The sequence below is a fragment of the Streptomyces sp. NPDC057877 genome, assembly GCF_042796855.1.
In the GTDB taxonomy this organism is placed as follows: domain Bacteria; phylum Actinomycetota; class Actinomycetes; order Streptomycetales; family Streptomycetaceae; genus Streptomyces.
Genome location: NZ_JBHVMS010000001.1, coordinates 55,997 through 68,677 on the forward strand (window position 1 = coordinate 55,997; position 12,681 = coordinate 68,677).

The 12,681-nt window shown below is 71.7% G+C and carries 14 protein-coding genes; 9 read left to right on the top strand and 5 right to left on the bottom strand.

The genetic code is table 11. The annotated features are described in order from the left end of the window. Nucleotides 1–105 precede the first annotated feature (105 nt). Complete coding sequence (gene mgrA, locus ACFVQG_RS00275; protein WP_383375052.1) at nucleotides 106–1,098, bottom strand: L-glyceraldehyde 3-phosphate reductase; 993 nt, start codon at nucleotides 1,096–1,098, stop codon at nucleotides 106–108. Between the two features lie 106 nt (nucleotides 1,099–1,204). Between mgrA and ACFVQG_RS00280 the strand changes: the two genes are divergently transcribed. Together ACFVQG_RS00280 and ACFVQG_RS00285 are read left to right on the top strand one after the other, a co-directional pair. Next, nucleotides 1,205–2,095 (top strand): LysR substrate-binding domain-containing protein, encoded by an 891-nt coding sequence (locus ACFVQG_RS00280; protein ID WP_383375054.1) that lies wholly within the window; start codon nucleotides 1,205–1,207, stop codon nucleotides 2,093–2,095. Nucleotides 2,096–2,122: 27 nt separating this feature from the next. After that, a complete protein-coding gene (locus tag ACFVQG_RS00285; protein ID WP_383375056.1) occupies nucleotides 2,123–2,638 on the top strand; it encodes a DUF664 domain-containing protein in 516 nt (171 codons plus the stop codon). On the opposite strand, the gene ACFVQG_RS00290 is transcribed toward ACFVQG_RS00285, so the two are convergent. Beyond that, complete coding sequence (locus ACFVQG_RS00290; protein ID WP_383375058.1) at nucleotides 2,602–3,699, bottom strand: adenosine deaminase; 1,098 nt, start codon at nucleotides 3,697–3,699, stop codon at nucleotides 2,602–2,604. The genes ACFVQG_RS00285 and ACFVQG_RS00290 overlap by 37 nt on opposite strands. Nucleotides 3,700–3,737: 38 nt before the next feature. Further along, entirely contained in the window at nucleotides 3,738–4,142 is a 405-nt protein-coding gene (locus ACFVQG_RS00295; protein WP_383375062.1) for a VOC family protein, read from the bottom strand. Nucleotides 4,143–4,318: 176 nt separating this feature from the next. Between ACFVQG_RS00295 and ACFVQG_RS00300 the strand changes: the two genes are divergently transcribed. Further along, nucleotides 4,319–4,777 carry a pyridoxamine 5'-phosphate oxidase family protein gene (locus ACFVQG_RS00300; RefSeq protein WP_383375065.1) on the top strand — a complete coding sequence of 153 codons (459 nt, stop codon included), beginning with the start codon at nucleotides 4,319–4,321 and terminating at the stop codon, nucleotides 4,775–4,777. Between the two features lie 19 nt (nucleotides 4,778–4,796). Here the strand turns inward: ACFVQG_RS00300 and ACFVQG_RS00305 are convergent, their stop codons facing one another. After that, complete coding sequence (locus tag ACFVQG_RS00305) at nucleotides 4,797–5,681, bottom strand: glycoside hydrolase family 19 protein (protein ID WP_383375067.1); 885 nt, start codon at nucleotides 5,679–5,681, stop codon at nucleotides 4,797–4,799. A gap of 189 nt (nucleotides 5,682–5,870) precedes the next feature. Then, nucleotides 5,871–6,311 (bottom strand): MarR family winged helix-turn-helix transcriptional regulator, encoded by a 441-nt coding sequence (locus ACFVQG_RS00310; RefSeq protein ID WP_383375069.1) that lies wholly within the window; start codon nucleotides 6,309–6,311, stop codon nucleotides 5,871–5,873. Between the two features lie 193 nt (nucleotides 6,312–6,504). On the opposite strand from ACFVQG_RS00310, the gene ACFVQG_RS00315 reads away from it, so the two are divergent. From ACFVQG_RS00315 to urtE, 6 genes are all read left to right on the top strand, one after another. Continuing rightward, a complete protein-coding gene (locus ACFVQG_RS00315; RefSeq protein WP_383375071.1) occupies nucleotides 6,505–7,617 on the top strand; it encodes a substrate-binding domain-containing protein in 1,113 nt (370 codons plus the stop codon). 211 nt (nucleotides 7,618–7,828) lie between these two features. Continuing rightward, nucleotides 7,829–9,088, top strand: coding sequence for an urea ABC transporter substrate-binding protein (gene urtA / locus ACFVQG_RS00320; RefSeq protein WP_383375073.1), 1,260 nt, complete (start codon nucleotides 7,829–7,831; stop codon nucleotides 9,086–9,088). 64 nt (nucleotides 9,089–9,152) lie between these two features. Then, nucleotides 9,153–10,049 carry an urea ABC transporter permease subunit UrtB gene (gene urtB, locus ACFVQG_RS00325; protein ID WP_383375075.1) on the top strand — a complete coding sequence of 299 codons (897 nt, stop codon included), beginning with the start codon at nucleotides 9,153–9,155 and terminating at the stop codon, nucleotides 10,047–10,049. Then, entirely contained in the window at nucleotides 10,046–11,137 is a 1,092-nt protein-coding gene (gene urtC, locus ACFVQG_RS00330) for an urea ABC transporter permease subunit UrtC (RefSeq protein WP_383375076.1), read from the top strand. Before urtB ends, urtC begins: the two co-directional genes overlap by 4 nt. Continuing rightward, nucleotides 11,134–11,934: an urea ABC transporter ATP-binding protein UrtD gene (urtD, locus tag ACFVQG_RS00335; protein WP_383375078.1), complete on the top strand. Its 801-nt coding sequence runs from the start codon at nucleotides 11,134–11,136 to the stop codon at nucleotides 11,932–11,934. The genes urtC and urtD overlap by 4 nt, the downstream gene beginning before the upstream one ends. Further along, a complete protein-coding gene (gene urtE, locus ACFVQG_RS00340; RefSeq protein ID WP_383375080.1) occupies nucleotides 11,934–12,626 on the top strand; it encodes an urea ABC transporter ATP-binding subunit UrtE in 693 nt (230 codons plus the stop codon). The genes urtD and urtE overlap by 1 nt, the downstream gene beginning before the upstream one ends. The last annotated feature ends 55 nt before the right edge of the window (nucleotides 12,627–12,681 follow it).

A 12,681-nucleotide genomic window follows, 5' to 3' on the forward strand; every position in this document is an offset into this window, starting at 1 on the left:
ATTCCGGCCACTCTCCTGGCATATTCCCCGGCTTCGCTGGCCGGAATGCGACGGCCGGGGCCACCGCGTGACTCGCGGTGACCCCGGCACGGCGGGTGCGGCGCGTCAGCGGCCGATGACCGCGTCGATCCGCTCCAGTTCCGCAGCGTCGAAGTCCAGGTCGCGGATGGCGGCGACGCTGTCCTCCAACTGCTGGGGGCTGCTCGCGCCGACCAGGGCGGAGGTCACGCGACCGCCCCGCAGGACCCAGGACAGCGCCATCTGGGCGAGGGACTGGCCGCGGGACTTGGCGATGTCGTTCAGGGCCCGGAGCTGGGCCACCAGGTCCTCGGTCAGGGCGTCCCGGCTCAGGAACGGGCTGTCGCTCGCCGCGCGGGAGTCCTCCGGGATGCCGTCGAGGTAGCGGGCGGTGAGCACGCCCTGCTCCAGCGGGGAGTAGGCGATGGAGCCGGTGCCCAGCTCGTCGAGGGCGTCGAGCAGGCCCTCGTCCTCGGGGCGGCGGTCCAGCATCGAGTAGCGCGGCTGGTGGATGAGGAGCGGGGTGCCCAGCTCGCCGAGGATGCGGGCGGCCTCCCGGGTCTGCTCCGGGGAGTAGTTGGAGACGCCGACGTACAGCGCCTTGCCCTGCTGCACCGCCGAGTGCAGGGCGCCCATCGTCTCCTCCAGCGGAGTCTCCGGGTCGGGCCGGTGCGAGTAGAAGATGTCGACGTAGTCCAGGCCCATCCGCCGCAGGCTCTGGTCCAGCGAGGACAGCACGTACTTGCGCGAACCCCATTCGCCGTACGGGCCCGGCCACATCAGATAGCCCGCCTTGGTCGAGATGATCATCTCGTCGCGGTACGGCGTGAAGTCCGCCGCCAGCGCCTCACCGAACGCGGACTCGGCGGCGCCGGGCGGCGGGCCGTAGTTGTTGGCCAGGTCGAAGTGGGTGACGCCGAGGTCGAAGGCGCGGCGCAGGATGGCGCGCTGGGTCTCCACCGGCCGGTCGGGCCCGAAGTTGTGCCACAGCCCGAGCGACAGCGCGGGCAGCTTCAGACCGCTGCGTCCGGTGCGCCGGTAGGGCATCTCCGCGTAGCGGTCGGGGTGTGCGGTGTACAACGCGACTCCAATACTCCGGGGGAACTTCGAGGGCCACTCTGTCGCGGCCCCGGGCAGCAGTCCAACAGAAGAATCCGATGGAATTCAGCGGATAGGCTTCTCAATCATGGAACTGCGCCATCTCCAGCACTTCGTCGCGGTCGCCGAGGACCAGCATTTCACCCGGGCCGCCGAACGGCTGCTGGTCTCCCAGTCCGGACTGTCGGCCTCGATCCGCGCCCTGGAGCGTGAGCTGCAGACGCCGCTGTTCGTGCGCACCACCCGCCGGGTGACCCTGACCGAGGCCGGGCGGGCGCTGCTGGCGGAGGCGGAGCGGATCCTGGCGCAGGTGCGGGCGGCCCATGAGGCGGTGGCGGCGGTGCAGGGCGTGCTGCGCGGCACCCTCTCGCTGGGCACCGAGCAGTGCATCGCGGGCGTGGACGCGGCGCGGCTGCTGGCCGGGTTCCGGCGGCTCCACCCGGACGTGGAGATCCGGCTGCGGCAGGCGGGCTCCGGCGCGCTGGCGGAGGAGGTCGCGGCCGGGCGCCTCGACCTGGCGTTCGCCGTACGCAGCCCGGGCGACCCCGACCAGCTGTGCTCCGTACCGCTGACCAGCGAGCCGATGACCGTGCTGTGCCACCCCAGCCACCGGCTCGCCGTCGCGGGCGCGGCCGTCACCCTGGAGGATCTCGGCGGTGAGGTCTTCGTCGACTTCCACCCGGACTGGGGGCCGCGGCGGATCACCGACGCCGCGTTCGCCGCGGCGGGCGTGCGCCGGACGGTCGCCCTGGAGGTGAACGACGTGCACAGCCTGCTCGACCTGGTCGACGAGAACCTCGGCATCGCGGTCGTGCCGCGGCACTTCCGCCGCAAGCGCGCCTCACTGACCGCGCTGCCGGTGAAGGGCACCGGCGAGACGGTGTACGAGACGGCGGCACTGCTGCCGCCCCCGCGGGCCACCAGCCCGGCGGCGCGGGCGCTGATGGCGCTGCTGGAGGCGGAGTCCGAGGACGCGTGACGGGCGGCGATGCGCGAGGCTGGAGCCATGCATGCCAAGGACATCCTCATCGAGGCGTACGCCCGCATCCAGGAAGAAGTCCACGCCGCCGTCGAGGGCCTCGGCCCCGACGACCTCAACGCCCGGCCCGCCGCCGACACCAACTCGATCAGCTGGCTGATCTGGCACCTCACCCGGGTCCAGGACGACCACATCGCCGACGCCTTCGGCCTGGAGCAGGTGTGGCTGACCCGGGACTGGCAGAAGACCTTCGGGCTCGACCTGCCCCGCCACGACACCGGGTACGGGCACAGCGCGGCGAAGGTCGCCAAGGTGCGCGTCGACTCCGGCGAGCTGCTCACCGGGTACCACGACGCCGTGCACGAGCAGACCCTCGGCGCGCTGCGCGAGCTGACCGCCAAGGACCTGGAGCGCGTCGTCGACGAGCGCTGGGACCCGCCGGTCAGCCTGGGTGTGCGGCTGGTCAGCGTCCTGTCCGACGATCTCCAGCACGTCGGACAGGCCGCCTATGTGCGCGGACTGCTGCAGAGCGCGGACGCGTAGCCCGGCAGGACGACGTCCTCGATGAGCGCGTTGCGCTCGTCGAACGGGATGAACGCGCTCTTGAGGGCGTTCACGGTGACCGTGCGCAGGTCCTCGACCGTCCACCCCGCCTGCTCCACCAGCAGCGACATCTCGCGGGTCATGGTGGTGCCGGACACCAGCCGGTTGTCGGTGTTGAGGGTGACGCGGAAGCCGAGGTCCTTCAGCGCGGTGATCGGGTGCTCGGCGATCGAGGTGGCGGCGCCGGTCTGGAGGTTGGAGGTGGGGCACATCTCCAGCGCGATCCGGCGGTCCCGGACCCAGCCCGCGAGTCGGCCGAGCTTGCCCGCGGCGAGGTCGGGGATGTCGTCGGTGATGCGCACACCGTGGCCGATGCGCTGGGCGCCGCAGACCTGGAGGGCCTGGTGGATGCTGGGCAGGCCGTGCGCCTCGCCCGCGTGGATGGTGAACGGCACGTTCTCGCGGCGCAGGCGCTCGAAGGCGGGCAGGTGGTCGGCGGGCGGGAAGCCGTCCTCGGCGCCCGCTATGTCGAAGCCGACGACCCCGGCGTCCCGGAAGGCCACGGCGAGATCGGCGGCCTCCCCGACCCGGTCGAACATCCGCATCCCGCACAGCAGGGTGCCCACCCGGACCGGCGTCCCGGCCGCGGCGGCCTTGGCCATGCCCGCGGCCAGCCCCTCCTGGACCGTCTCGACGACCTCGGGCAGGGTCAGCCCGCCCCGCAGCATCAGCTCGGGTGCGTAGCGGACCTCGCCGTAGACGACCCCGTCGGCGGCGAGGTCGAGGACGTACTCCTCGGCGGTGCGCAGCAGGCCCTCGCGGGTCTGCATCACGGCGAGGGTGTGCTCGAAGGTGGCGATGTAGCGGACCAGGTCGCCGGAGTTGGCGGCGTCGTAGTACCAGGCGGCGAGGGCGTCGGGGTCGGTGGTGGGCAGGGTGTGGCCGACCGCGTCCGCGAGTTCCACGACGGTGGCGGGGCGCAGGCCGCCGTCGAGGTGGTCGTGCAGGACGGCCTTGGGGAGGCGGCGGAGGGTGTCGGCTTCTACGCGCGTAGCTTTCATGTGCGGTCGTACTCCGGCTTTCTGGGATCGCGGGTGGTTCAGGCGGTGGGGGCGGCGGGCTGGAGGAGGTCCCAGCGGTTGCCGTACAGGTCCTGGAAGACGGCGACCGTGCCGTACGGCTCGTGTCGCGGCGCCTCCAGGAAGGTCACGCCCGCGGCGAGCATCCGGGCGTGGTCGCGGGCGAAGTCGTCGGTGTACAGGAAGAAGCCGACCCGGCCGCCGGTCTGGTCGCCGACCCGGGCGCGCTGGGCGTCGCCCTTGGCGCGGGCCAGCAGCAGCGCCGTCGCCGCGTCCGCCGGGCCCGCCTCCACGACGACCCAGCGGGAGCCGTCCGGGCGCGGGGCGTCCTCGGCGAGGCGGAAGCCGAGGGCGTCGGTGTAGAAGCGGACCGCCTCGTCGTAGTCGTCGACGACGAGGGTGACCAGGGCGATGCGTCGTCTCATCACGACCACTGCACGACCTTCCGGGACGGGTGATTGACGCGAGAGGTTATACGTAAAACGCCCGGCGCGCCAGTCCGTGCCGGTGCTGGTGGGTGAGCCCTGACCCGGGTCTCGGTCCGACGACCTACGCCCACCGCCCGAGGCGCGGCGTCCGCGGGGCCGTTAGCGTGCCGGTCATGAAGATCACCGAGACTCCCCGCACCCCCGTGGAACGCAAGCGGCGGCTGCTGGAGCGGCTGGAGCGGGAGCAGGACGTGTGGGTGGCCACGGCGGACGCCGCCGGGGTGCCGTGCATGGTCGCGCTCTGGTTCGCCTGGGACGGGCGGGCGCTGTGGGTGTCCACACGGCTGACCAACCCCACGGGCCGCAACCTGCGCGACGGCGGCCGGGCACGCGTCGCCTTCGGTGACACCCGGGACGTCGCGCTCGTCGACGGGGAGGTGGACACCTTCCCGGCGGGGGAGGTCCCGCAGGCGGCGGTGGCGGCCCTGCGGGCGAAGTACGGCTGGGACCCGCGCGGTGACGGGGCCTCGTACGCCTTCTTCCGGGTGCGCCCGCGCACGGTGCAGGTCTACCGGGGTGAGGCCGAGATGCGCGGGCGGTTCCTGATGAAGGAGGGGGCGTGGACCGTCTGACGCCCCCTCCCGTCACCGGTCAGCAGTACAGGTTGCCGCCCGGCGAGACGCCCAGGATCTGGGTGAAGCGCTGGTAGTTGGAGACGCGGCTCTGGACCTGGGCCGGGTTCCTGCCGTCGCACTCCAGCGAGCCGTTGATGCTGCGGATGGTCTGGCCGAAGCCCGCGCCGTTGACCATGGCGTTGTGCGGGGTCATGGTGCCGGGGCCGGTCTGGGTGTTCCAGTACCACAGGCCCGTCTTCCAGGCCACGGAGGCGTCGTTCTGCACCAGCCACGGGTTGGTCAGCAGCGGGAGGCCGAGCGCGTCGCCCGCCGCCTTGTAGTTGAAGTTCCAGCTGAGCTGGATCGGGCCGCGCCCGTAGTAGGCGGCCTGTCCGGCCGGGCAGCCGTAGGGCTGGCTCCAGTCGCAGTAGTGCGGGTAGTTGGCGGTGTTCTGCTCGACGATGTGGACCAGTCCGCCGGTCTCGTGGCTGACGTTGGCGAGGAAGGCGGCGGCCTCCTGCTTCCTCACCGTGTCGCCGCCGGTGTTGGCGAAGCCGGGATAGGCGCTGAGCGCGGCGGTGAGGCCGCTGTAGGTGTAGAAGGAGTTCCGGTTCGGGAACATCTGGTTGAACTGCGCCTCGGTCACCACGAAGTTGCCGACCGGGGTGCCGGAGTCGCAGGGGTGGGGGTTCCAGTACCAGGTGCTGATGGTGGGGTCGTACCCGGGGTTGGCGTGCTCGGCTATGTACGCCTTGCCGTCGGTGTAGCGGACGATGTCACCGGCGTTGTACGACCGTCCGGCCACCCAGGCGGGATAGCTGGAGCACGCGGCGGCGGAGGCGCTGGAGGCGGGCAGGAGCGCCGGGGTGCTGGCCCCGAGGACGAGGGCGGCGAGGACTGCGGCGGTACGGCGTCTGGGCACGGTCGACTCCTTCGCGGAGCACGGCCGCTCCCGGGCGGGGTCGGGGCGTGGCTCGGCCCTGCGCGCACGCGCCGGACGGGAGCGGCTGCGGCGTGGGGGCGGCCGTGGTGGGGGTGGTGGTGCCACACTCAACCGCATTGGTATGTACCAGTCAAGGGTGTAGACCAGTCAACGGCCCCCGGGAGCCGCTCAGTCAGGCCCGGAGGCCCCTTCCAGCGCCGCCGCCAGCCGGGCCAGCAGGGTGCGCAGCAGTTCCTCGTCGGCCGGGTCGAGGGCGGGCCGCTGGGCGCGCACCGCGCGGTCGAGGCGGCGCCAGTAGTCCCGGCCGCGCGGGGTGAGATGGGCGAGGACGCGGCGGCGGTCGAGGGGATCGACGCGGCGGTGCACCAGGTTCTGCTCGACGAGGTGGTCCACCAGCTTGGTCAGCGTCGGTGGCGGCAGGAAGGCCGCCTCGGCGATCGCCGACATGTGGTGCCCGGCCCCGTCCGAGAGCAGCCCCAGCACCCGCCAGGCCTCCGGCGAGCAGCCCTCCGCGTCCAGCACGCCCTGCACCCGCCGCGCGGCGAGCCGTTCGGCCCGCGTCAGCAACTGCATCAGGTCGTGTGTCCGGCGTGCGGACGAGGTGGCCATCGCGCTCCTTGAGGGCCTGTCGGGCCGGTCACGGGATGCGTACATCGTAGGAGACGGACGGCAGACGGACGGCAGACGGACGGCAGACGGATCGGAGACGGACGGCAGACGGACGGCAGACGGATCGGAGACGGATCGGAGACGGACGGGAGACGGACTGGAGTTCACCTGGTGGTCCCGGAATCATGTCGGCATGTTCCGGCACGACCCCCTCTCCCCCGGCTGGTTCACGGCCGACGACTCGGTGCTCGGCGTGGCCCTGGTCTTCCCCATGCAGGGGCCCGCCGGGATCTTCGGGCCGACCTGTGAGCTGTGCGCGCGGCTGGCCGCCGACGAGGTGAACCGGGCGGGCGGGGTGCTGGGACGGGAGTTGCGGCTGCTGCCCGTCGACGGGGGCGCGCCACCGCGGCAGATCGCCGACCAGGTGACGGCGCTGGTGGACCTGGGTGCCGTACAGGGCGTCACGGGCTGGCACATCTCCTCGGTGCGGCAGGCGCTGGCGCCGAGGATCGCCCATCGGGTGCCGTACGTCTACACCGCCCTGTACGAGGGCGGCGAGCACACCGCCGGGGTGTTCCTGACCAGTGAGACCCCGCGCGACCAACTGCGGCCCGCGATGACGCTGCTGGCGCACGAGCGCCGGGTGCGGCGCTGGTTCGTGGTCGGCAACGACTACGTGTGGCCGCGGCGGACGGCCCGGGCCGCGCACGCCTACGCGCGCGAGTCGGGCGGGCGGGTCGGCGGCGAGGTCTATCTCCCGCTCGGCACCCATGACTTCGGGCCGGTGCTGCGGCGGATCGAGCGCTCGGACGCGGACGCGGTGCTGATGCTGCTGGTCGGCAGTGACGCGGTGCGCTTCAACCGGGCGTTCGCGGACAGCGGCCTGGACGCGCGCTGTCTGCGCCTCAGTACGCTGATGGACGAGAACATGCTGATGGCGAGCGGCGCCTCGGCCACCGTCGACCTCTACAGCACCGCCGGGTTCTTCGCCTCGCTGGCCAACCGGGACACCCTCGACTTCCACGGCCGGTACACCGAGCGGTACGGCGTCGAGGCGCCCGCGCTCGGCAGTCTCGGCGAATCCTGTTACGAGGGCGTGCTGTTGCTGGCCGCGCTGATCGGCCGCGCCCGCACGCTGGACGTCTCGGCGATCGGCGCGGCGGCCGACTCGGTGTCCTACGAGGGCCCGCGCGGGCTGCTGCACCTGCGCGGCGGTCATGTGCGGCAGCGGATCTATCTGGCCCGCGCGGACGGCCTCGATTTCGACGTGGTCACGGAACTGGATCCGTCCGCCGCCCGCCCTTGACAGGCTCCCGGGCCCTCAAGATACTTCCCACGGAAAGTAATGAGAATGCCTCGGCGAATTGTGAATGGCGTTGGAAAACGCGCCTCACGAACTGCCGGGGCGTTTTTTGTTGCCTCCGGGAAAGTCTCGTGAAACACCGTGGAAACAGGGCGACTTGAGGCTGTGGACCGCACTTGGGGAGGTTGCTTCCCGCACACCCGAGGGGGTTCTCTTGTCCAGCGGTTCACTCTTTCCCCGCCGTCGCTTCCTGGCGGGCGGTGCCGCGCTCGCGGCGGTCGTCGCGCTCACCGCGTGCGGCGCGAAGACCGACGACGCGGCCGGTTCCTCCGGCGGGGCCGCGAAGGCCGACGTCAGCGGAGACACGGTCAAGGTCGGTCTGCTCAACTCGCTTTCGGGCACCATGGCGATCAGCGAGGTGACCGTACGCGACTCACTGAGGCTCGCGATCGACGAGATCAACGCCTCCGGCGGGGTGCTCGGCAAGCGGATCGAGCCGATCAGCGAGGACGGCGCCTCCGACTGGCCGACGTTCGCCGAGAAGGCGCAGAAGCTGATCCGGGAGGACCGGGTCGCGGCCACCTTCGGCTGCTGGACCTCCGCCAGCCGCAAGGCGGTCAAGCCCGTGTTCGAGAAGAACAGGTCGCTGCTGTTCTACCCGGTGCAGTACGAGGGCCTGGAGCAGTCGCCGTACATCTTCTACACCGGCGCCACCACCAACCAGCAGATCGTCCCGGCGCTCGACTACCTCAAGGACCAGGGGAAGAAGCGGCTCTACCTGGTCGGCAGCGACTACGTCTTCCCGCGCACCGCCAACAAGATCATCAAGGCGTACGCCGAGGCGAACGGCATGACCGTGCTCGGCGAGGACTACGCGCCGCTGGGCTCGACCGAGTTCAGCACCATCGCCAACAAGGTGAAGGCGTCGAAGGCGGACGCCGTCTTCAACACCCTCAACGGCGATTCGAACGTGGCCTTCTTCAAGGAGTACAAGTCGGCCGGGCTGACCGCGAAGGCGATGCCGGTGGTGTCGGTGTCGATCGCCGAGGAGGAGGTCAAGTCGATCGGGTCGCAGTACCTGGCGGGCCAGTTGACGGCCTGGAACTACTACCAGACCACCGAGGGCGCGGCCAACGAGAAGTTCGTCGAGGCGTACAAGGCGAAGTACGGCCAGGACAAGCCGACCAGCGACCCGATGGAGGCCGCGTACACCTCCGTGTACCTGTGGAAGGTGATGGTCGAGAAGGCGGGGTCCTTCGACGCGGAGAAGGTGAAGGCGGCCTCCGACGGCATCACCTTCCAGGCGCCCGAGGGCGAGGTCACCGTCGACGGCGCGACCCAGCACATCGCCAAGACCGCCCGCATCGGCGAGATCGGCACCGACGGTCTGATCAAGGAGGTGTGGGACTCCGGCGAGCCCATCGAGCCCGACCCCTATCTGAAGGGCTACCCGTGGGCCTCCGGCCTGTCCTGACCGCCCGCCGTCCGGGGGCCCACGCCGCGTGGGTCCCCGGCTCCCGACGCCCCGGAGCCGCCGTATGACCGTGGTCCTCGGTCAGACCTTCACCGGCATCTCGATCGGTGCCGTCCTGCTGCTCATCGCGCTCGGCCTGTCCCTCACCTTCGGCCAGATGAACGTCATCAACATGGCCCACGGCGAGTTCATCATGGCGGGCGCCTACACCACGTATGTCCTCCAGAAATCCATTTCCAGCGCCGGAATTTCCCTGCTGGTCGCGCTGCCCGTCGCATTTCTCGTCTCGGGCGCACTGGGCGCCCTGCTGGAATGGCTGCTGATACGACGGCTGTATCTGCGGCCGCTCGACACGCTGCTGGTCACCTGGGGCGTTTCGCTGATGCTCCAGCAACTCGCCCGGGACGTCTTCGGCGCGCCGAACGTGCAGACCCGGGCGCCGGACTGGCTCACCGGCAACGTCACCGTGCTGGGCGGCGCCGATCCGCTCACCGTCGCCAACAGCCGCCTGTTCATCCTGGGCCTGGCCGTCACGGCGGTGCTCGCGCTGTCGCTGACGCTGCGGCTGACGCCGCTGGGCCGCCGGATCCGGGCGGTGGTGCAGAACCGCGACCTCGCCGAGGTGTCCGGCATCTCCACCGCACGCGTCGACCGCACCGCCTTCTTCATCGGCTCGGGGCTCGCCGGGGTCGCGGGGGTGGCTCTCACCCTGGTCGGACCGATCGGGCCCACCATGGGCACCAACATCATCATCGACGCCTTCCTGGTGATCGTGGTCGGCGGGATCGGGCAGCTCAAGGGCACGGTGATCGTCGCCTTCGTGCTGGGCGTGCTGCAGTCGGTCCTGGAGTACTCCACCACCGTCAGCGTGGCGAAGGTGCTGGTGCTGGTCGCCATCGTCGCGTTCCTCCAGTGGCGGCCCCAGGGGCTGTACACGCTGCGTACCAGGAGTCTCGTATGAACCCGCTGAGAGGTTCCGGGGCGCGGGCCGTGTCCGGTTTCGCCGGGGCCGCCGTCCTGCTGTTCGCCGTCGCGCCGCTCGCGCTGAGCGACTTCCGGCTCGGACTGCTCGCCAAGTACCTGTGCACCGCCATGGTCGCCGTGGGCATCTGCCTGGCCTGGGGCCGCGGCGGGCTGCTCACCCTCGGGCAGGGCGTCTTCTTCGGGCTCGGCGGCTACGCCATGGCCATGCACCTCAAGCTCGCCGACGCGGGCCCCGGCAATCTGCCGGACTTCATGCAGCTGTACGGCACCGCCACCGAACTGCCCTGGTGGTGGCGGCCGTTCGCCAACCCGGTGTTCGCACTGGCGGCCACCGTGCTGCTGCCGATGGCGGTCGCCGCGCTGCTCGGACTGTTCGTCTTCCGGCGCCGGGTCAAGGGCGCCTACTTCGCGATCCTCAGCCAGGCGCTCGCCGCCGCCTTCGCGATCTGGCTCATCGGCCAGCAGGCCACCACCGGCGGCACCAACGGACTCACCGACATCCAGGGCTTCTTCGGCTACGACCTCGACGACCCGGTCAATCAGCGGATGGTGTACTTCGTCATCGCCGCCGCCCTGCTGGCCCTGATCGCCCTCGCCCGCCAACTGATCCACAGCCGGTACGGCGAACTCCTGGTCGCCGTGCGCGACTCGGAGGAGCGGGTGCGGTTCCTCGGCTACGACCCGGCCAACGTCAAACTCCTCGCGTACGTCGTGGCGGCCGGGATGGCGGGCCTGGCGGGCGCGCTGTTCGTCCCGGCGGTCGGCATCATCTCGCCCGCGATGATCGGCATCGTGCCGTCCATCGAGTTCGTCATCGGCGCGGCCGTCGGCGGCCGGGCCAGCCTGGTCGGGGCGGTGCTCGGCGCGGTCGGCGTGGCGTGGGCGAAGACCGCGCTGTCGGAGGAGTTCCCGGCGGCGTGGACGTACTTCCAGGGGCTGCTGTTCATCGTGGCGCTGGCGTTCCTGCCGGGCGGCCTGGCCTCGCTGGCCGGGATCGTACGGCGGCGCAGGGCGGCACGGCGGAGCGCGAGCCCGGCGCCCGTGACGGTGGGAGAGGCGGCATGAGCGGACTCGGAACCGGACCCGGACCCGGACCCGGACCCGGACTGGAGATACGGCGGCTGCGCGTGGCCTTCGACGGGTTCACCGCGGTCGACGGGGTGGACCTGGAGGTGCGCCCGGGCGACCTCCGCTTCCTCATCGGACCGAACGGCGCCGGGAAGACGACCCTCGTCGACGCGGTGACCGGACTGGTGCGGGCGACCGGCTCGGTGCGGTTCGGCGGGGAGGAGGTGCTCGGGCGGAGCGTGCACCGGATCGCCCGGTCCGGCATCGGGCGGACCTTCCAGACGGCCACCGTCTTCGAGGAGTTGACGGTCCTGCAGAACCTGGACATCGCGGCGGGCGCGGGCCGGGGCATGTGGACCATGCTGCGGCGGCGCAGGAGCGTCCCCGAGCCGGTGGCCCGGGCGCTGGAGACGGTGGGGCTCACGGAACTCGCCGACTCACCCGCCGGGACCCTCGCCCACGGGCAGAAGCAGTGGCTGGAGATCGGCATGCTGCTGGTGCGGGACGTACGGCTGCTGCTGCTCGACGAGCCGGTCGCCGGGATGAGCCACGACGAGCGCGAGGCGACCGGGGAACTGCTCCGGCGGATCAGCGCCGAGCGCACCGTGGTCGTGATCGAGCACGACATGGACTTCATGCGCTCCTTCGCGCACAGCGTCAGCGTGCTGCACGCGGGCGCGGTGCTCAGCGAGGGCACGGTGGCCGAGGTGCAGGCCGACCCGAGGGTGCAGGAGGTGTACCTCGGGCACACGGCCACCGAGGCGACCGCCGACGTGGCCGTGCGGGAGGCGTGATGCTGCGGATCGAGGACGTACGGGTGGGCTACCACCGCAGCACCGTGCTGCACGGGGTGTCCGTCGAGGTGCCCGCGGACGGGGTGGCCGCGGTGCTCGGCCACAACGGTGCGGGCAAGAGCACGCTGCTGCGCGCCGCCATGGGGCTGCTCACCCCGGTCGGCGGCCGGGTCCTGCTCGACGGCGAGGACATCACCCGGCGGCGCCCGCACGAGCGGGTGGCGCGCGGGATGGCGTACGTGCCGCAGGGCCAGCAGTCCTTCCCGCACCTGACGACCGCGGAGAACCTCCGGCTGGTGGCGGACGGGCGGCGGCGCGGCCGGGCGGCGGTCGACGAGGCGCTGGACCTCTTCCCGGCGCTGCGCACCCTGTCCGCCCGCCGCGCCGGGCTGCTCTCCGGCGGCCAGCGTCAGCAACTGGCCATCGCCCGCGCGCTGGTGACGGAACCCCGGGTGCTGCTGCTGGACGAGCCGACCGAGGGCATCCAGCCATCGGTGGTCGCCGAGATCGAGCGGACGATCCTCGCCCTCGCCGCCCGCGGCGGCCTCTCGGTGCTCCTCGTCGAACAACACGTGGGCTTCGCGATGCGCGCCGCCCAGCGGTACTGCGTCCTGGAGGCCGGACGGGTCACCTCGTCGGGAGCGGGCGGCCGGGACGCGGAGCAGTCCGTACGGGCGGCACTCAGCGTGTGACCGGGAACGGGCCGGGTGCGGGCGGCACTTGGCCTATGGCCCTGAGCGGGCCGGA